The following is a 20,079-nucleotide window of genomic DNA, read 5'->3' as shown; positions in this document are numbered from 1 at the left end:
ATTTGAACACAATAAAAGAGGTTTAAACATGATAACATTCCTTTTAATTATCATTTATTTGGCTTTTATTAGCTTAGGTTTACCTGACTCATTGTTAGGGGCAGCGTGGCCAGTCATGCAATTAGATTTAGGGGCACGTCTTGATACAGCTGGATTCCTTTTTATGACAATTGCGGGCGGTACGATTATCTCAAGTTTAGTTAGCGGAAAGGTACTGAAACGGTTCGGGACTGGAAAAGTCACATTTGTCAGTGTCTTCATGACAGCTTGTGCTTTGCTGGGTTTTCATTTTGCACCATCTGTTGTTTGGATAGTGGTATGTGCCATACCACTTGGATTAGGGGCAGGAGCTGTTGATGCAGGATTAAACGATTATGTGGCAACACATTATAAAGCACACCATATGAGCTGGCTCCATTGTTTTTGGGGAGTCGGAGCCACTCTTGGCCCAATCATAATGGCTCAGTCAATTTCGGTTCAAAATTCTTGGAGAAACGGATATTTCACTATTTCTGCTATTCAGTTTGCGTTAGTGATCATCCTTTTCCTTACATTGCCTTTATGGAATAAAGTGACAAAAAACAGCAATATTGCAGTAAATGAAAATTACGAAGATACATCTTTTGATGAAGATGGTAAGGATATAAAACCTTTACAAATTAAAGGAGTGAAATTGGCTCTTGCATCCTTTTTGTTTTATTGTGGTGTTGAAGCATCAGTGGGTCTTTGGGGAAGCAGTTACTTGGTAAATGTCAAAGGGATAAGTGCGGCCACTGCTGCCCAATGGGTTTCCCTCTATTACGCAGGAATAACGATTGGTAGATTAATAACAGGCTTTATTACCTTTAAGATTAGTAATCTCACTCTTATTCGGATAGGTCAAATCATCGCATTAGTCGGTGCTGTATTTCTTTTCCTGCCATTGTCAACGAATTTTTCGCTAGTGGGTTTTATATTGATTGGATTGGGATTGGCGCCGATCTTTCCGTGTATGTTACATGAAACACCAACACGTTTTGGGAAGACGCATTCCCAGACGATTATGGGATATCAAATGGCAGTTGCTTATACAGGCAGTACCTTTGTGCCGCCGTTTCTAGGTTTCATAGCATCTCAATCAACAATAGGGATCTTCCCAATTTGCATTGTTATTTTTGTGGCAGTCATGCTTTTTAGTTCAGAAAAATTAAATTCATTACTGAAAGTGAAGGACTTAATAAAAAGGAAAGAAACCAGTTCAATATAACAAGAAAATGACGTATGCCAAATTTTGATCATACGTCATTTCTTATGTCGTTTAGAAAGTAAGCAAATGAAAACGTAATCCTAAACTTATTACACTTTTTCCTCTTCCAGCTCCTGCAGCTTTCTCCACAGGATTTTCCCGCTACCTGACATCGGCAGTTCATCTAAAAACTGAACAATCCTCGGAACTTTATAGGCTGCCATGTGCTCTTTGGACCATGCGATAATTTCCTCTTCCGAAGTTCCTTTTCCTTGTGAGTTCAGCACGATAAACGCCTTTACGGTCTCACCGCGTCTTGGGTCGGGAACACCAATGACACAGGCATTCTGAACAGATGGGTGTTTATACAAAGTATTTTCCACTTCCGCAGGCCAAACTTTGAAACCGGAGGCATTGATCATCCGTTTGACACGGTCGACTAGGAAGAAATAGCCTTCTTCATCATAGCGGCCGATGTCGCCCGTTCTGAAAAATTCCTTCCCTTCAATCGTTACAAAGGAATTCTTGGTTTCCTCAGGTCTGTTCCAGTAGCCTTTTAAGACTTGGGGACCATTGACAATGATTTCCCCCTGTACATTTGGACCCTGCTCCTTTAACGAGACCGGATCAATCACCCTAGCATCCACATCAAACTGCGGCACTCCCAAGCACTGCATCTTCGGCCGGTCGACTGGATTTTGATGCGTTTGTGAAATGGTCTCTGTTAGCCCGTAGCCTTCTACATAGCGAAGCCCTGTCAGCTCTAAAAGCTTTTGGCCGACTGCTTCAGGAAGGGGAGCACCGCCGCCGCTAATCATCTTCAGGGAATCGATTGAATAGTCTTTGAGATTTGGGTGCGCCAATAAATCAACGACCATCGTTGAAATGTTCGTCCATCTTGTGCACCGATAGCGATCGATCAATTTTAAGGCAACATCCCGGTCCCAGCGCGTCATCATCACCATCGTGGAACCAAGATAAATCGGTCCATTCATGTTATGCTGCAGTCCGGTCACATGGAAAAGGGGAAGCGTTGACAAACCAATATCAGCAGGTGTTGACTGCGACCATACAATTCCACCTAGAAGAGTAGATTGCAAGGTTTTATGTGTGTGCATGCAGCCTTTTGGTTTGCCGGTCGTTCCCGAAGTATAAGGGAGGCAGCATAACTCATCGCATGTTGCCTTACTAGGATCAGCTTCTAAGCCTGCTGTTAATGCTTCATTCCAATCAATAATCGCTAATGATTCAAATCTTTCTTTTGGAGCAGCCACGGAAGGAGGGACCGTGTAGTCCAAATCAGTTTGGGCATAGTCCGAATAGGCTGCAACAACAATCTGCTTAAGAGGAGTGAATTTAAAACACGGCTCAATTTCCGGAATTAATTCTTGCCCCACAATCGCCACTTTGGCATCACAATCTGATAAATAAAACGCCACTTCATCCTTCACATTCATTGGATTAATTGGCACTACGACAGCGTCCGCCCGTAATATCGCGTAAAAGGCGATAATATACTGTGGTGAATTTTGCATGTACAGCATTACGCGGTCGCCTTTTGCTACACCAAGCTCTTTCTGCAGATATCCTGCTAGTTTATTAACTTCTGCGTGTAGTTGTTTATAGGTGATTTCTGTTCCGTAAAAAATAATTGCCGTCTTATTCGGATAACGCTTTGTCGTCATTTCCAGATTGTCGTAAATGGTTGATTCAGGGATCGGTAAAGTTTTCGGCAGCCGTTCTGGCCAGAATTCAAAATGACGTGTAAACATTGAACAAATCACCACCAAATAGATTTTTTTAAAACTTCCGTTGAAATCGGTTACAACTATAATAATAATACATTAATAACAGAATATTCTAGTAATTGGGTTAATTTTTTTCACAGAAAAATAATAAGCTACAAGAATTCAAGATTAGTAACGATTCTGGAATTTTTTACAAAAACATAATTGACTTTACAGGAAGAAGCTTGGTAATATATCTATCAGATAATTCATAATCTTTTAAAAGTTACCAAAAGAGATTAGTACCAGATGCATTTTTTTATGCATAAATTTGAAAGCGTTAACATTCTTTGTGCTACAGCCTTAGGTTATGGATTATTTTTTTAAAAAAATTTCAATGGACCGAAGGTGAAAGGGGAGTAATAATGACAATTATTAATTCTGTTACAGGACAAGTTGAATCTTCTGAACTGGGTTTAACGTTAATCCATGAGCACATGCGTATTTGCTCTGAGTCTGTATTCGTGCAATTTCCCCATTTGTATGATGAGGAGAAAGACTTCGCTAGAGCAGTGGTACAAGTGAACAAAGCAAAAGCACTCGGTGTGAAAACCATCTGTGATCCAACCGTCATGGAACTTGGCCGTGATATCCGCTTTATTGAGAGAGTCTCCCGCGAAACGGGTGTTCAAATTATCGCCGCAACAGGAATCTACTCCTATCACTATATCCCACCACATTTCCAAAACCGCGACATCGACTATATGGCAGATTTGTTTGTCCGCGATATTGAAGTCGGAATTCAGAACACATCCATTAAAGCAGGGTTCTTAAAATGTGCCACGGACGCACAAGGGGTCACCCCTGATGTTGAGAAGGTTATCCGCGCCGTTGCCCGTGCTCAAAAGCGGACAGGTGTACCGATTATGACACATTCTCATCCAGGAACAGGCACCGGCTTAAACCAAATTGATATCCTTCTTGAAGAGGGAGTGGATCCAAAGCGGATTCTGATCGGGCATACCGGAGATACCGATAACATGGAGTACATATTGAAGGTACTCGACCATGGAGTATTCATCGGCATGGACCGTTATGGCTTAACCGCTGAGTGTACAACTGAAAATAGAAACACAACCGTTATCGAACTGGCGAAGCAAGGCTATGCAGACCGCATGTTTTTATCACAAGATCACTGCTGCTCGATGGATTGGTATCCTGAAGGACTAATTGAACATGTGCTCCCGAAATGGACGATGACTTTTGTGCTTGAAGAAATTATCCCAGAATTAAAAGCGAGTGGAGTAACGGAAGAACAAATTAACCTAATGATGGTCGATAATGCCCGCCGCTGGTTTGAAGGAAAATAGAAAAAGAACACCTTCCATACAAAATGGAAGGTGTTCTTTTTTAAAAATATGAGGCGAAATTCAATAGAAAGGCCGTCGGAAAGTATGAAAATACCTCTTTTTAGAGGAATTTCCAAGTTCTATTTGGGAATTCAGCACATTTATTAGCGAAACTAACCCTTTTATTTGTGATTTTACGAACTTTTGTGAATCCAGCGCTTTTATTTGCGATTTTACAAGTTTTATTTGCGATTTTACAAGTTTTATTTGCGAAATCAACTCTCTTATTCGCGATTTTACAATTTTTAATTGCGAATCTTATTTTCCAACTCTTTTCGGTTTCTCTTTACTAGAATCCAATACAATAACACCGCTCCACAACCGGCACATAAAATCACTACGCCCATCGGAATGGCCGTCTGCCCGCCGCCTATACCAACGAGGGGAGCGACAAATCCACCAAAGGTAAAGGAAGTAACACCCAGCAAGGCAGAAGCACTTCCCGCATTTTTTCCTTGTGTTTGCATAGCTAAGGAGAATCCTGCTGTATTTACCATTCCTACACTGGATACAACGAAAAACAATGGAATCAAAACCAAAATTAGCTTTGCCTGTAAAAATAAAAGAAGCAGTAAAATGATTCCGCCTGTTGCGGACATTCCCAATCCGAATTGGAACAGTTTAGCTTCAGGGATTCTCCCTGCCAACCTGCCTGTTGTTTGACTCATGATCATAATCCCGATCGCGTTGATCGCAAAGATCATGCTAAACATTTGCGGGGAGGCACCGTAAATATCCTGTACGACAAAGGGAGAACCTGAAATGTACGCGAACATGCCTGCAAAGACTAAGCCCTGCGCTAAAGCATATCCCATAAAGCTTCGATCCATGATTAGTTTTAAAAAAGGTCTAAATGTATTCTTCATGCCCCCAGCCGAACGCTTTTCTTTAGGCAGCGTTTCAGGCAAACCAAAAAGAATGACAAAAAACATTACGATTCCAATGATACTTAAAACAATAAAGACACCTTGCCATGGAAATGCCTTAAGCAGCTGCGCACCAATAATCGGAGCGAGGATTGGGGCCAGCCCGTTCACCAATGCAAGAAGTGCAAAAAACTTGGTTAATTCAGTTCCTGAATATAAATCTCTGACAATCGCCCTTGAAATGACAATTCCTGCTGATCCAGCAAAGCCCTGAATGAGCCGCAATATAATTAATCCCCAAATGGAAGGGCTAAGTACGCATAAAAGGGACACGATAAAGTAAATCATTAAGCCGACTAAAAGTGGTTTTCGGCGACCGGTTACATCACTGATAGGTCCAGTGAGCAGCTGCCCAGATGCTAAACCGATCACGAAAAGCGACAGGCTGAGTTGAACAGATGATGCGTTTGTATGGAAATCTTTTGCGATATTTGGCAGGGCCGGTAAATACATATCAATGGATAAAGGTCCAAATGCTGCAAGTGAACCGAGAACAATCGCCATCCATACTCGTTTAGAACGAGAAAGCACTGCTTGATGATCCTCTGCCTTTTGTATGAAATCCCCCATATAGTAAGTCATTCCTCCAGTTATGTAAATCCAATCTAGTTACCTCAGATTTTATCATTCTATGTTAACAGATTATTCAATATTTGGGAAATCTTTAAAGTAGGAACATAGATATAAATTTAAAAAACAGAAATATCGAGAGTTCATTCCGAGAAGATTGTTGCATTTTATTTTAAAAACTGCTTCAAGAAGGAAAAAATAGCTTATTGTTTGTATGATCGCCTGTTCTGGAAATAATATAATTAGGCGACTAAAAAATAGTATGGGTGACTAAAACCGAAAAAAAATTTGTTAGTACGGTAACCAATAAAGGGTATGGGTGACCGAAACTGAAAAAAAATACGTTGGTACGGTAACCAATAAAGGAGATGGGTGACCGAAACCGAAAAAAATACGTTGGTACGGTAACCAATAAAGGGTATGGGTGACCGAAACTGAAAAAAATACGTTGGTACGGTAACCAATAAAGGAGATGGGTGACCGAAACCGAAAAAAATACGTTGGTACGGTACCAATAAAGGGTATGGGTGACCGAAACTGAAAAAAATACGTTGGTACGGTAACCAATAAAGGGTATGGGTGACCGAAACCGAAAAAAATACGTTGGTACGGTAACCAATAAAGGGTATGGGTGACCGAAACCGAAAAAAATATGATGGTACGGTAACCAATAAAGGGTATGGGTGACCGAAACCGAAAAAGATATGTTCGCAAGGGCAACCAATAGGCACCGAGGTGTTTGGGTAAATTTCCAAATTCAGATGGAATCTTAGAGACACATTGTTTACAAAAACAGCCAATCGAAAAAAAGGCCGCCTTCCATCATACAAATGGAAGGCGGCCTTTCCTAGTGGGTTTAAATGGTTCCCCAAACATCCTTAGCTATAGCCACTACATGTTTAATCTTATTCCACTGCTCTTCTTCCGTTAAAATATTTCCTTCTTCTGTGCTGGCAAAGCCGCATTGAGGGCTTACTGCCAGGTTTTCTAATGGAATAAATTGACTTGCTTCTTTAATTCTTGCCTTAATAGATTCTGGATCCTCGAGTTCTGGGAATTTAGAAGTGAATAATCCTAGTACAACGGTTAGGTTAGGACGCTTGAAGCCTTTTAAAGGTTCGAAGTCACCAGAACGCTGATCATCATACTCTAGGAATAGCCCGTCCACATTTAGCTCAGCGAAAATGGCATCGGAAATTTGATCGTACCCGCCGCTTGTGATGTAGGTGGATCTGAAGTTGCCGCGGCAAATATGCATGGTAATGGTCAAATCTTCCGGCTTATCGGCAATGGTTTCATTGATTGCACTTACTCTTGTTTTGATGATTTCATGTACATCCAAGCCAACTTTTTCAACCACTGCATTGATTCGCTCTTCTGAAACAAAATCAATCCAAGATGTGTCGTCTAATTGCAAGTAACGGCAGCCAGCATCATAGAAAGCCTGGATGGCTTTTTGATAAGCCGCTACGGTATCTTTATAAAGTTGTTCGCTGTTGCCATTGTAATACTCATCGCCTTGAATTCTCGTAAATAACATATTCGGGCTTGGAATGGAGAACTTCGCCACTTGGCTGCCATCTCCATATTTTTCAACTGCCTGCTTTAAAAACTTGAAATGCTCTAGCATATAATGATCATTAAAGTCCACTTTGCCCACTACTTTAATGGCGTTGTTTCTTGTTTGGGCGCCTTTGAAGTTACTGATATATTCATTTTCAAAAAATGCTACACCTTCCAAACCAGCCAAGAAATCCAGATGCCACCATGAACGTCTAAACTCACCATCTGTAATGGATTTTAAGCCTGCTCCAATTTGGTTTTGAACCAATTTCTCAATTTCTTGATCCTCAACCGCCTTCAGGGCATCTGCATCAATTTCCCCATTAGCAAAAGCCTTTCTAGCTTCTTTAACCGGTTCTGTTCGAAGAAAGCTGCCGACATGGTCAGCTTTGAATGGAGTTTTTACTAGTGTTGCTGTCATTAATTATTCCTTCTTTCTCGGTGTAATAAAAAACCCTCTTCTCAAAAATAAGAAGAGGGTAATAGCTATTACTAAATCTCTTCTTATCTTCAAGCACTCGCTTCTGGAATTGGCACAGTACGAACGTGTCTGCTGCCGAGGCTTCAAAGGGCCAGTCCCTCCACCTCTCTTGATAAGAATATTCGAAAATATTTAATTAACAGTAAAGATACACCTGTTCTGATTTTCTGTCAACAAAAATCTACAACACTATTGTTGTGGTTAAATGGAAAAGCTATCCAAAATAGGCTCAATGGGACAAATACCTAAACATATATTATTTGTGGTAACGGTATCAAAAAATGAACTGCAGCAAGGAATTAAGATTCAGGTGATGATCTGAGGTGAAAAAATGGAATTTAACAGGCGAGAGGGTCATTTTGATGGGTCTTTGCAGCCATTTTGTGCACAGACAACGGATATGGCGCCCCTATTTGAAGCAGAAGCTTATGATCATGCAGAAAAGAAAATAAAAAAGCTTCGTCTAGAAAGCTATCGTGGAAGCTGGGTTATTTTATTTTTTTATGCAAGTGATTTTACCTTTGTTTGACCGACAGAATTGGCAGCGGTCGCTGCTATTAAGGATCAACTAAAGACACTTAATACAAATGTCCTTGCTATCAGCACGGACAGTGTATATGCCCATAAAGTATTCGCTGAGGTATCTCCCAATGCCTCTCAGGTATCATTTCCACTTCTTAGTGACCGAACACACCAAATCAGTAAAGCATACAGAGTCCTAAATGAAAAAGTTGGGGCAGCCTTAAGAGCAACCGTCATTATCGATCCAGATGGAATAATTGTATCCAAATTGGTATACCCATTAGAAGTTGGCCGAAATGTTTACGAAATACTAAGGATCATACAAGGGGTACAATACGGAAGAAGCACCGGAGAAGGAGTCCCAGCTAACTGGGTTCCCGGTAACCCAGGAATCATTAGAGACCCAAAGTATATCGGAAGAATTTGATGCATGGGGAGGCATGGGGACGGTTCTCATGCCTCATTTAGGCTTTTAAGATCCTCTACATACATCATTGATTCCTTAATTATGTCGTAATTTGTCGAAAAGTTAATAAAAATGTACGCGTTTTCACCTGATATGATAGTTTCTATACAAATATTCTAAATATTCATCCCTTTGTGACTACCCAGGAAAAATGGATAGATTGGTCTGTCAGGAGGTATAAAATGTGCCAGGAACACAGAAATAAAAATGTAGAAGTAAATTTTGAAATACCAGAAAACATAATCCAAAGTTTTAGAGATGCTGTTGAAAAAAATGGAAAGTCAATGAATGACGTGCTTAGGTTATATATGCAAAAATACATTTGGAAACAAAGTGAATTACAAAGAAATAGACAAATGCGACGTCAAAGTATTGGAGCCAAGTGATAAAATGATAGTAGTATTAATATAGAAATACTTTAACAATTTTATCATATATTTTTAGAACGGCTGACATGTAAGTTTGACACCTTTAAATGATTCATGGTATATATATTCAAATTATGACGAATGAGCATAACCACAGGGGGAATTTAAAATTATGGAACATCGCAGCAAAATTTTAGATTGTACGATCCGTGATGGAGGTTTAGTAAACAATTGGGATTTCAGTATCGAATTTGTCCAGGACTTGTATAATGGACTAAGTGCGGCTGGCGTTGAATATATGGAGATTGGCTATAAAAACTCCGCTAAGCTGCTGAACGCAACTGAGCCTAATCCATGGAGATTTTTAGATGATCATTTTCTGAAAGAAATCATTCCTGAGAAAAAATTCACGAAGCTATCTGCATTAGTAGATATTGGCCGTGTCGATCCCAACGATATCCTGCCTCGCGAGCAAAGTGTGTTGGATATGATTCGGGTAGCCTGCTATATCCGTGAAGTGGACAAGGGCCTGGAGCTTGTCCAAATGTTCCATGATTTAGGATATGAGACATCTCTCAATATTATGGCTTTATCTAGTGTGCCTGAACAGAAGCTTATTGAAGCCATGGAAATGGTCAAAGAAAGTCCAGTCGATGTTGTGTATATCGTTGACTCTTTTGGAAGCTTAGATCCGGCTGATATTGCACATCAAGTGAAAAAGTTTCAAGCGATGCTTCCTAACAAGCAGCTTGGTATTCATACGCATAACAATTTGCAGTTAGCATTTGCTAATACCTTGACAGCACATCAAAATGGAGTTACCTTCCTAGATTCATCTGTTTACGGCATGGGACGGGCGGCAGGGAACTGCAATACAGAGCTTCTTGTCAGCTACATAAAAAAACCAAGCTATGAACTTAAACCGTTACTTGGTGTAATCGAAAAGCATATGTTAGAAATGAGAGAAAAGTGGGAATGGGGCTATATCATTCCTTATATGATCTCTGGTGTCCTTAATGAGCATCCACGGGTGGCAATGGCTTATCGAAATAGTGACGAGCGTGACCAATTCGTTGACTTCTATGACAAGGTAACAACACCTGAAGCAACTTTAGCTACAACTTCAAGGTAGTTTATTACATGTACAGCCGCCTGCGGGCGGTTCTTTTTTTGGGGATGAAAGCAAATGGGCAGAATAGTAGCGAAAACACATCGGATTTGTAATCATAGAAAGAAGATTTAAGACTTATGGAGAGTGAAACCAATAATGGATAAAAAACAGATTGAGTATAAAATTTTAGAGTTGAAAGACGAATACTTACAACTGCAACATAATCTTGAAAAATTAGAGTATGTAAAAGGAAACATAGCCCCGTTGGAAAAACGACTATCTGAAATTGAAGAGGAATTGAATTCTCTTAATCAATTATTACGAAAAATAGCGGGGCAAACACAAAAATAGTAACTTAAGTTCAAGAGACCATCGAAATGATGGTCTCTCAGACTGTCGACAAATTCGAAAAACTTCGGGTTTGCCGGCAGTCTTTTTTGTATAATTAAGGTATTGAGATTTTTAAGGGGTGAATGAAATGCTAACTAAAAATACACAGATGAATCGTGACCAAATAGAAATGATAGCTTTAGAACAACTTGTACCTGTGAACCATCTGGTTCGTAAGATGGAAGCTGCTATCGACTTTTCTTTTATCTATTCACTTGTTCAAGATATGTATTCATCTGAACGAGGACGTCCGAGTATTGATCCTGTTGTATTGATTAAGATGGCTTTCATCCAATATACCTTCGGTATTCGCTCAATGCGTCAAACAATAACTGAAATCGAAACGAATATGGCATATCGCTGGTTTCTGGGCTTTGGTTTTTATGATAAGGTACCTCACTTCTCGACGTTTGGTAAAAACTACGAGCGCCGCTTTAAAGATACAGATTTATTTGAACAGATTTTTTATCGTATTTTGAAGGAAGCCTCAGACAAGAAATTGATTAGTAGCGAGCACGTATTTATTGATTCTACACATGTTAAGGCAAGCGCTAATAAGCATAAATTTGAGAAAAAAGTAGTTCGGAAAGAATCAAAAGCTTATGAAGCACGTCTACAAGACGAGATTAATAAAGACCGCGAAGATCATGGAAAAAAGCCATTTCCTCCAGATAAATTTGATAAAGAGGAAAATAAAGAAATCAAGGAAAGTACTACTGATCCGGAAAGTGGTTATTACGTGAAAGATGAGCGAACAAAACAGTTTGCTTACTCATTCCACGCTACTTCTGATCAAAATGGTTTTGTTTTAGGTGCAATTGTAACTCCAGGTAATATCCATGATAGTGTCATTTTTGAACCACTCCTTGAAAAGGTAATTGAAAAGCATGGAAAACCTGAAGCTGTTGCTGCTGACGCCGGATATAAAACACCTGCTATTGCTCAATACTTATTTGAAAATGATATGATCCCAGCTTTACCTTATACTCGCCCACGTACGAAGGAGGGTTATTTAAGAAAGCATGAATATGTATATGATGAATACTACGATTGTTATATCTGTCCGCAAGGACAAGTATTAAAATATGCAACCACGACGAAGGAAGGTTACCGTCAATACTTCTCTAATCCGATTGAGTGTAAAAATTGCCCATTACTTTCACAGTGCACGCAGAGTAAGGAACATAAAAAGCTAATTCAGCGTTATGTGTGGGAGAACTATTTAGAAGAAGCCGATCATCTTCGTCACACACAAGAAAATAAAATCATTTATGCAAGACGGAAAGAAACGATTGAGCGTGTCTTTGCGGATGCAAAAGAGAAGCATGGTATGCGTTGGACAACCTTAAGGGGCCTAAAAAAATTGTCCATGCAGGCGATGCTTACTTTTGCTGCCATGAATTTAAAAAAGATGGCCAACTGGACATGGAAAGGTCCAGAAATGGCGTAATAATAGGCATAGAATAGGCATAAATTTTGCTCTTACGAGCAAAAATCCGACAAAAAGGCATCCGAATGGGATCATTCGAATGCCTTTTGTCTACAAGCAAAGAGACCATCGAAATGATGGTCTCTTTGCTTGTATCAAAGTTTTAATAGATGCGTATTAAATAGTTATAAAACCACTTTTTCAGCGATGAGTTTATAGGATTCAATGCGATCCTTCGGAGAATATGTAATCGTTAAAATCATAATTTCATCCGCATTATATGAAGCTTGTAACTGCTCAAGTTTCTTTTTTACCTCCAGTGGATTGCCAATGATCATTCTCTTTTTCATCGCTGCTAATTTTTCTAGTTCTTTTTCATTGAGTTTGTATTGCTTGGCTTCCTGGATAGAGGGCACAAATTGGCCTTCGCCTTTTTCCTTCTGTAATGCCCAGATTAGATTACTTAATGCGATTTCTTCAGCTTTTTCGGCCGTATCCGCACAAACCACTGAAACAGTTAACAATACCTGAGGGGATTGCCCGTGTTTGTTAGCTTGAAAGGCATCAAGATATTGTTGGATGATGTCTGCTCCGTCTTTGTCGCTCATGAACTGGCCGAATGCATATGCCAAGCCATGTTCAGCAGCAAGCTGGGCACTTTTTTTACTTGTACCAAGAATCCACGGCATCGGCGGTATTTCCGGCAGGGGAGAGGCCTTTACTTTTGAAAACTCGTGATCTTTAGGAAAATCATTTTTTAAAAAGTGAAGCAGTTCTTTTACTAAGTCAGGCATTTTCCAAACCTGTTGTAAAAAATTATCGGATAAAGCATTCGTTGCTTCCGCTGACCCGCCAGGTGCACGCCCAATGCCGATATCAATCCGATTTGGATATAGGGTAGCCAGCATATTATAAACCTCGGCCACTTTATATGGTTTATAATGCGGTAATAATACAGCCCCAGAACCGAGGCGAATCCGTTTGGTGTTGGCGCCAATATAACTGATCATCACTTCAGGTGCCGAGCAGGCCAGACCTGGCAAATCATGATGTTCGGAAATCCAATACCGTGTGTAACCTAACTCATCTCCCGCTTGGGCTAGCTTCAACGATTCATCCAATGCCTCTTTTGCTGTTTGGGTGGAGGAGATGGGAGATAAATCTAATATGCTTAATTTCACTGCACCATGCCTTCTTTCTTAATTCTTCACTTCGAGCAAAGTCAATGTAAAAATTCCTACTTGCCCTTTTTCATATAAGTTCGTGACAGAAGTGGAATATTGTTGAATGGTACCTTTAAACGCTAAACCAGTTTCAGGAACTTTTACATCAAAGGATCCTTCATACAGCAACACTGCAGTGTCGTGATATTCCTCACTCGTCACTTTAAATTCAATAACAATTTTATGTAAACCGTTCTCAAGCTCTTGTTTATATTTGTCTACACGAATGGAAGTATTATTTAAGATGATTTCATTAACCAATGACACCACACCTTTTTGTTATTATGAAAAAATAATAGCACTGGGCCAATAGGGGAGCAAATGAATTGGACTGTCAGTTTAAAAATAACAATAGTCTTCTTATATAACATAAGCCCATTTCATTTCTAAATTTCTTAGCACATACATCGTTCATTATTTGGTAAAAATTTCAGGTTGTAGATAAATGAAAATCGCGATATATTATAAATCCGTCACTTACACGAGTGACAGAAAACATGATACATTTTTAGATAGTTTCAAGAAATTAAAAACTTTTTCTTGCGATGTTAAAATGTATGTGTTAAAATAATAAATGTCGCTTTTGAAACAAATCATTAACTTCGTAAATTGGAAGAAAATGATGGTTGATAGATTAGGAGAAATGCGATATAATTTAATCCTTGTCGCTTAAACAAGTGACAAAGATAGTTCTTTGAAAACTAAACAAACAAAAACGTCAACAAACAATAATGATCGTGTTTCTTCTATATAAATGAAGAACATGAGCCAACGTAACATTTTTGAGCTAATCAACTCAACTTTATTGGAGAGTTTGATCCTGGCTCAGGACGAACGCTGGCGGCGTGCCTAATACATGCAAGTCGAGCGAATCACTGGGGCGCAAGTCCCGCTGGTTAGCGGCGGACGGGTGAGTAACACGTGGGCAACCTGCCTGTAAGACTGGGATAACTTCGGGAAACCGGAGCTAATACCGGATAATTTCTTCCCTCACATGAGGGAAGGTTGAAAGTCGGTTTCGGCTGACACTTACAGATGGGCCCGCGGCGCATTAGCTAGTTGGTGAGGTAACGGCTCACCAAGGCGACGATGCGTAGCCGACCTGAGAGGGTGATCGGCCACACTGGGACTGAGACACGGCCCAGACTCCTACGGGAGGCAGCAGTAGGGAATCTTCCACAATGGACGAAAGTCTGATGGAGCAACACCGCGTGAGCGATGAAGGCCTTCGGGTCGTAAAGCTCTGTTGTCAGGGAAGAACAAGTATCGGAGTAACTGCCGGTACCTTGACGGTACCTGACCAGAAAGCCACGGCTAACTACGTGCCAGCAGCCGCGGTAATACGTAGGTGGCAAGCGTTGTCCGGAATTATTGGGCGTAAAGCGCGCGCAGGCGGTCCTTTAAGTCTGATGTGAAAGCCCACGGCTCAACCGTGGAGGGTCATTGGAAACTGGGGGACTTGAGTGCAGAAGAGGAAAGCGGAATTCCACGTGTAGCGGTGAAATGCGTAGAGATGTGGAGGAACACCAGTGGCGAAGGCGGCTTTCTGGTCTGTAACTGACGCTGAGGCGCGAAAGCGTGGGGAGCAAACAGGATTAGATACCCTGGTAGTCCACGCCGTAAACGATGAGTGCTAAGTGTTAGAGGGTTTCCGCCCTTTAGTGCTGCAGCTAACGCATTAAGCACTCCGCCTGGGGAGTACGGCCGCAAGGCTGAAACTCAAAGGAATTGACGGGGGCCCGCACAAGCGGTGGAGCATGTGGTTTAATTCGAAGCAACGCGAAGAACCTTACCAGGTCTTGACATCCTCTGACACTCCTAGAGATAGGAATTTCCCCTTCGGGGGACAGAGTGACAGGTGGTGCATGGTTGTCGTCAGCTCGTGTCGTGAGATGTTGGGTTAAGTCCCGCAACGAGCGCAACCCTTGATCTTAGTTGCCAGCATTTAGTTGGGCACTCTAAGGTGACTGCCGGTGACAAACCGGAGGAAGGTGGGGATGACGTCAAATCATCATGCCCCTTATGACCTGGGCTACACACGTGCTACAATGGATGGTACAAAGGGCAGCGAAGCCGCGAGGTGGAGCCAATCCCATAAAACCATTCTCAGTTCGGATTGCAGGCTGCAACTCGCCTGCATGAAGCCGGAATCGCTAGTAATCGCGGATCAGCATGCCGCGGTGAATACGTTCCCGGGCCTTGTACACACCGCCCGTCACACCACGAGAGTTTGTAACACCCGAAGTCGGTGGGGTAACCGCAAGGAGCCAGCCGCCTAAGGTGGGACAGATGATTGGGGTGAAGTCGTAACAAGGTAGCCGTATCGGAAGGTGCGGCTGGATCACCTCCTTTCTAAGGATATAAGCTGGACATATGAGCCAGACAATACATGTTTGTTTGATTGTTTCTTGTTTGTTTAGTTTTGAGGGAATTATCTCTCAAAACTTTTTGTTCCTTGAAAACTAGATAATCGTAAAAGAAGAAGTAACCAAGTAAGAACCGAGTAATCGCCATTTTAGTTTTTCTCTCTTATTTTTAAGAGTAAGTAAAACCTTTTAGGTTAAGTTAGAAAGGGCGCACGGTGAATGCCTTGGCACTAGGAGCCGATGAAGGACGGGACTAACACCGATATGCTTCGGGGAGCTGTAAGTAAGCGCAGATCCGGAGATTTCCGAATGGGGAAACCCACTGTTCGTAATGGAACAGTATCTTTACCTGAATACATAGGGTATTGAAGGCAGACCCGGGGAACTGAAACATCTAAGTACCCGGAGGAAGAGAAAGCAAACGCGATTCCCTGAGTAGCGGCGAGCGAAACGGGAACAGCCCAAACCGAAAGGCTTGCCTTTCGGGGTTGTAGGACACTCAACATGGAGTTACAAAGGAACGGGGTAGATGAAGCGGTCTGGAAAGGCCGGCCATAGAAGGTAAAAGCCCTGTAGTTGAAACTTCGTTCCCTCCTGAGTGGATCCTGAGTACGGCCGGACACGTGAAATCCGGTCGGAAGCAGGGAGGACCATCTCCCAAGGCTAAATACTCCCTAGTGACCGATAGTGAACCAGTACCGTGAGGGAAAGGTGAAAAGCACCCCGGAAGGGGAGTGAAAGAGATCCTGAAACCGTGTGCCTACAAGTAGTCAGAGCCCGTTCATGGGTGATGGCGTGCCTTTTGTAGAATGAACCGGCGAGTTACGATTGCATGCGAGGTTAAGTTGAAGAGACGGAGCCGCAGCGAAAGCGAGTCTGAATAGGGCGAATTAGTATGTAGTCGTAGACCCGAAACCAGGTGATCTACCCATGTCCAGGGTGAAGTCCAGGTAACACTGGATGGAGGCCCGAACCCACGCACGTTGAAAAGTGCGGGGATGAGGTGTGGGTAGCGGAGAAATTCCAATCGAACTTGGAGATAGCTGGTTCTCTCCGAAATAGCTTTAGGGCTAGCCTCACGTAGTTAGAGTCTTGGAGGTAGAGCACTGTTTGGACTAGGGGCCCTCATCGGGTTACCGAATTCAGACAAACTCCGAATGCCAATGACTTATCCGTGGGAGTCAGACTGCGAGTGATAAGATCCGTAGTCAAAAGGGAAACAGCCCAGACCACCAGCTAAGGTCCCAAAGTATACGTTAAGTGGAAAAGGATGTGGAGTTGCTTAGACAACCAGGATGTTGGCTTAGAAGCAGCCACCATTTAAAGAGTGCGTAATAGCTCACTGGTCGAGTGACTCTGCGCCGAAAATGTACCGGGGCTAAACGTATCACCGAAGCTGTGGGTGGACACCTTATGGTGTCCGCGGTAGGAGAGCGTTCTAAGGGCGTTGAAGCTAGACCGTAAGGACTGGTGGAGCGCTTAGAAGTGAGAATGCCGGTATGAGTAGCGAAAGATGAGTGAGAATCTCATCCACCGTATGCCTAAGGTTTCCTGAGGAAGGCTCGTCCGCTCAGGGTTAGTCGGGACCTAAGCCGAGGCCGAAAGGCGTAGGCGATGGACAACAGGTTGATATTCCTGTACCACCTCTTTATCGTTTGAGTGATGGGGGGACGCAGGAGGATAGGGTAAGCGCACTGCTGGATATGTGCGTGCAAGCAGTTAGGCTGGTGAATAGGAAAATCCGTTCACCGAACAGGCTCGAGCTGTGATGCCGAGGGAATTATAGTACCGAAGTTCCTGATTCCACACTGCCAAGAAAAGCCTCTAGCGAGATAAAAGGTGCCCGTACCGCAAACCGACACAGGTAGGCGAGGAGAGAATCCTAAGGTGAGCGAGAGAACTCTCGTTAAGGAACTCGGCAAAATGACCCCGTAACTTCGGGAGAAGGGGTGCTTTTTGGGGTGAATAGCCCCGAAGAGCCGCAGTGAATAGGCCCAGGCGACTGTTTAGCAAAAACACAGGTCTCTGCAAAGCCGCAAGGCGAAGTATAGGGGCTGACGCCTGCCCGGTGCTGGAAGGTTAAGAGGAGGGGTTAGCTGCTAAGCGAAGCTCTGAATCGAAGCCCCAGTAAACGGCGGCCGTAACTATAACGGTCCTAAGGTAGCGAAATTCCTTGTCGGGTAAGTTCCGACCCGCACGAAAGGCGTAACGATCTGGGCACTGTCTCAACGAGAGACTCGGTGAAATTATAGTACCTGTGAAGATGCAGGTTACCCGCGACAGGACGGAAAGACCCCATGGAGCTTTACTGTAGCCTGATATTGAATTTTGGTACAGCTTGTACAGGATAGGTAGGAGCCTGAGAAACCGGAGCGCCAGCTTCGGTGGAGGCGTCGGTGGGATACTACCCTGGCTGTATTGAAATTCTAACCCGCACCCCTGATCGGGGTGGGAGACAGTGTCAGGTGGGCAGTTTGACTGGGGCGGTCGCCTCCTAAAGTGTAACGGAGGCGCCCAAAGGTTCCCTCAGAATGGTTGGAAATCATTCGCAGAGTGTAAAGGCACAAGGGAGCTTGACTGCGAGACCTACAAGTCGAGCAGGGACGAAAGTCGGGCTTAGTGATCCGGTGGTTCCGCATGGAAGGGCCATCGCTCAACGGATAAAAGCTACCCTGGGGATAACAGGCTTATCTCCCCCAAGAGTCCACATCGACGGGGAGGTTTGGCACCTCGATGTCGGCTCATCGCATCCTGGGGCTGTAGTCGGTCCCAAGGGTTGGGCTGTTCGCCCATTAAAGCGGTACGCGAGCTGGGTTCAGAACGTCGTGAGACAGTTCGGTCCCTATCCGTCGTGGGCGCAGGAAATTTGAGAGGAGCTGTCCTTAGTACGAGAGGACCGGGATGGACGCACCGCTGGTGTACCAGTTGTCTTGCCAAAGGCATCGCTGGGTAGCTATGTGCGGACGGGATAAGTGCTGAAAGCATCTAAGCATGAAGCCCCCCTCGAGATGAGATTTCCCATAGCGTCAAGCTAGTAAGATCCCTGAAAGATGATCAGGTTGATAGGTCAGAGGTGGAAGCGCGGTGACGTGTGGAGCTGACTGATACTAATCGATCGAGGACTTAACCAAAATCGAAAAGCGGAAGCGGCCGGTTAGCAACGTATGGCCTGGAGGGCTTTGACTGAGATAAAGGAAACACGATGAGCGAAGCGAATCGATGTTGACTTATCGTAGGGAAAAGACCGAAGGACATTAGTTGCTGGACGCTGGAGCTAGACAATCATCAATGTAAAATGGCAACTCGTTCTTATAAAACTTCTTCTGAGTTATCTAGTTTTGAGGGAATGAAACCTCTGATTCAATAGGTCCGGTAGCAATGGCGAGAAGGTCACACCCGTTCCCATCCCGAACACGGAAGTTAAGCTTCTCAGCGCCGATGGTAGTTGGGGCGAAAGCCCCTGTGAGAGTAGGACGCTGCCGGGCTAAGACAGAAATTTTACTTTCTCGTCTTTTTTCTTCCCCTATAATGAATTTGGAAGAAATTAGTCATTGTTATAAAAGTAGAGATGTGCGAAGATATTCACTGTCGCTTCTTTCATATTATGGAGAGCTGTCCGAGTGGCCGAAGGAGCACGATTGGAAATCGTGTATACGTTAACCGCGTATCAAGGGTTCAAATCCCTTGCTCTCCGCCATAATAAAAATTTTTCTAAATGGCCCCTTGGTCAAGCGGTTAAGACACCGCCCTTTCACGGCGGTAACACGGGTTCGAATCCCGTAGGGGTCACCACATAAATGGAGGATTAGCTCAGCTGGGAGAGCATCTGCCTTACAAGCAGAGGGTCGGCGGTTCGATCCCGTCATCCTCCACCATATATGCCGGCTTAGCTCAATTGGTAGAGCAACTGACTTGTAATCAGTAGGTTGAGGGTTCAAGTCCTTTAGCCGGCACCACTTCAAATAATTACTACTTTTGCGGGTGTGGCGGAATTGGCAGACGCACCAGACTTAGGATCTGGCGCCTTCGGGCGTGGGGGTTCGACTCCCTTCACCCGCACCATTTATTTGCGGAAGTAGTTCAGTGGTAGGCTCCAATTTTTCAAATTAACAAATAATGCGCCCGTAGCTCAATTGGATAGAGCGTCTGACTACGGATCAGAAGGTTATGGGTTCGACTCCTGTCGGGCGCGCCATCAAATTTTATAATTCGGGAAGTAGCTCAGCTTGGTAGAGCACTTGGTTTGGGACCAAGGGGTCGCAGGTTCGAATCCTGTCTTCCCGACCATTCTTTAAAAACTTAT

General features: G+C 43.1%; 12 protein-coding genes, 7 tRNA genes, 3 rRNA genes and 1 riboswitch. Of the genes, 17 read left to right on the top strand and 5 right to left on the bottom strand.

Annotated features, from left to right (window positions below; all coding sequences use genetic code 11):
* The first annotated feature begins 28 nt into the window (after positions 1–28).
* Positions 29–1,246, top strand: coding sequence for an MFS transporter (locus ACZ5B7_RS15515; protein ID WP_464489981.1), 1,218 nt, complete (start codon positions 29–31; stop codon positions 1,244–1,246).
* A gap of 89 nt (positions 1,247–1,335) precedes the next feature.
* Here ACZ5B7_RS15515 and ACZ5B7_RS15510 read toward each other — a convergent pair whose 3' ends face one another.
* Positions 1,336–2,997 carry a long-chain fatty acid--CoA ligase gene (locus ACZ5B7_RS15510; RefSeq protein ID WP_464489980.1) on the bottom strand — a complete coding sequence of 554 codons (1,662 nt, stop codon included), beginning with the start codon at positions 2,995–2,997 and terminating at the stop codon, positions 1,336–1,338.
* Positions 2,998–3,377: 380 nt separating this feature from the next.
* On the opposite strand from ACZ5B7_RS15510, the gene ACZ5B7_RS15505 reads away from it, so the two are divergent.
* Positions 3,378–4,322, top strand: coding sequence for a phosphotriesterase family protein (locus ACZ5B7_RS15505; RefSeq protein ID WP_464489979.1), 945 nt, complete (start codon positions 3,378–3,380; stop codon positions 4,320–4,322).
* A 284-nt stretch (positions 4,323–4,606) separates the two neighbouring features.
* Here ACZ5B7_RS15505 and ACZ5B7_RS15500 read toward each other — a convergent pair whose 3' ends face one another.
* Together ACZ5B7_RS15500 and ACZ5B7_RS15495 are read right to left on the bottom strand one after the other, a co-directional pair.
* The gene (locus ACZ5B7_RS15500) at positions 4,607–5,869 is read right to left on the bottom strand and encodes a multidrug effflux MFS transporter (protein WP_464489978.1); all 1,263 of its coding nucleotides are present in this window, start codon (positions 5,867–5,869) and stop codon (positions 4,607–4,609) included.
* An 844-nt stretch (positions 5,870–6,713) separates the two neighbouring features.
* Positions 6,714–7,841 (bottom strand): 5-methyltetrahydropteroyltriglutamate--homocysteine S-methyltransferase, encoded by a 1,128-nt coding sequence (locus tag ACZ5B7_RS15495; RefSeq protein ID WP_464489977.1) that lies wholly within the window; start codon positions 7,839–7,841, stop codon positions 6,714–6,716.
* A gap of 80 nt (positions 7,842–7,921) precedes the next feature.
* A riboswitch (SAM riboswitch) is annotated at positions 7,922–8,020 on the bottom strand.
* A 212-nt stretch (positions 8,021–8,232) separates the two neighbouring features.
* Between ACZ5B7_RS15495 and ACZ5B7_RS15490 the strand changes: the two genes are divergently transcribed.
* The 5 genes from ACZ5B7_RS15490 to ACZ5B7_RS15470 all read left to right on the top strand — a co-directional run bounded on the left by ACZ5B7_RS15490 (position 8,233) and on the right by ACZ5B7_RS15470 (position 12,208).
* Complete coding sequence (locus ACZ5B7_RS15490) at positions 8,233–8,850, top strand: peroxiredoxin (RefSeq protein WP_378581897.1); 618 nt, start codon at positions 8,233–8,235, stop codon at positions 8,848–8,850.
* 221 nt (positions 8,851–9,071) lie between these two features.
* Complete coding sequence (locus ACZ5B7_RS15485; RefSeq protein ID WP_423797967.1) at positions 9,072–9,275, top strand: hypothetical protein; 204 nt, start codon at positions 9,072–9,074, stop codon at positions 9,273–9,275.
* A 154-nt stretch (positions 9,276–9,429) separates the two neighbouring features.
* On the top strand, positions 9,430–10,389 hold the full coding sequence (locus tag ACZ5B7_RS15480) for an aldolase catalytic domain-containing protein (protein ID WP_423797966.1): 960 nt from the start codon (positions 9,430–9,432) through the stop codon (positions 10,387–10,389).
* Positions 10,390–10,524: 135 nt separating this feature from the next.
* Positions 10,525–10,719 carry an SE1832 family protein gene (locus ACZ5B7_RS15475; protein ID WP_213146023.1) on the top strand — a complete coding sequence of 65 codons (195 nt, stop codon included), beginning with the start codon at positions 10,525–10,527 and terminating at the stop codon, positions 10,717–10,719.
* A 127-nt stretch (positions 10,720–10,846) separates the two neighbouring features.
* Positions 10,847–12,208: an IS1182 family transposase gene (locus ACZ5B7_RS15470; RefSeq protein WP_464489976.1), complete on the top strand. Its 1,362-nt coding sequence runs from the start codon at positions 10,847–10,849 to the stop codon at positions 12,206–12,208.
* 164 nt (positions 12,209–12,372) lie between these two features.
* Here ACZ5B7_RS15470 and ACZ5B7_RS15465 read toward each other — a convergent pair whose 3' ends face one another.
* Positions 12,373–13,368, bottom strand: coding sequence for an LLM class flavin-dependent oxidoreductase (locus tag ACZ5B7_RS15465; RefSeq protein ID WP_464489975.1), 996 nt, complete (start codon positions 13,366–13,368; stop codon positions 12,373–12,375).
* 18 nt (positions 13,369–13,386) lie between these two features.
* Positions 13,387–13,671: a DUF3219 family protein gene (locus ACZ5B7_RS15460; RefSeq protein WP_464489974.1), complete on the bottom strand. Its 285-nt coding sequence runs from the start codon at positions 13,669–13,671 to the stop codon at positions 13,387–13,389.
* Between the two features lie 541 nt (positions 13,672–14,212).
* Between ACZ5B7_RS15460 and ACZ5B7_RS15455 the strand changes: the two genes are divergently transcribed.
* The 10 genes from ACZ5B7_RS15455 to ACZ5B7_RS15410 all read left to right on the top strand — a co-directional run bounded on the left by ACZ5B7_RS15455 (position 14,213) and on the right by ACZ5B7_RS15410 (position 20,063).
* Positions 14,213–15,762 (top strand): 16S ribosomal RNA (locus ACZ5B7_RS15455).
* A 206-nt stretch (positions 15,763–15,968) separates the two neighbouring features.
* A 23S ribosomal RNA gene (locus ACZ5B7_RS15450) occupies positions 15,969–18,907 on the top strand.
* A 237-nt stretch (positions 18,908–19,144) separates the two neighbouring features.
* Positions 19,145–19,261 (top strand): 5S ribosomal RNA (gene rrf, locus ACZ5B7_RS15445).
* Together the 16S, 23S and 5S rRNA genes with 7 tRNA genes alongside form the textbook arrangement of a ribosomal RNA operon.
* Positions 19,262–19,382: 121 nt before the next feature.
* Positions 19,383–19,473: transfer RNA gene (locus ACZ5B7_RS15440), tRNA-Ser, on the top strand.
* Between the two features lie 20 nt (positions 19,474–19,493).
* A tRNA-Glu gene (locus ACZ5B7_RS15435) sits at positions 19,494–19,568 on the top strand.
* A 7-nt stretch (positions 19,569–19,575) separates the two neighbouring features.
* Positions 19,576–19,651: transfer RNA gene (locus ACZ5B7_RS15430), tRNA-Val, on the top strand.
* 5 nt (positions 19,652–19,656) lie between these two features.
* Positions 19,657–19,732 (top strand) — tRNA-Thr (locus ACZ5B7_RS15425).
* 21 nt (positions 19,733–19,753) lie between these two features.
* Positions 19,754–19,838: transfer RNA gene (locus tag ACZ5B7_RS15420), tRNA-Leu, on the top strand.
* Positions 19,839–19,894: 56 nt separating this feature from the next.
* Positions 19,895–19,971: transfer RNA gene (locus tag ACZ5B7_RS15415), tRNA-Arg, on the top strand.
* 15 nt (positions 19,972–19,986) lie between these two features.
* Positions 19,987–20,063: transfer RNA gene (locus tag ACZ5B7_RS15410), tRNA-Pro, on the top strand.
* Positions 20,064–20,079 lie beyond the last annotated feature (16 nt).

It is taken from the genome of Neobacillus sp. S1115 (genome assembly GCF_055385565.1).
Note: the sequence above shows the minus strand (reverse complement) of the source record. Positions and strands in the feature narration are given on the sequence as shown.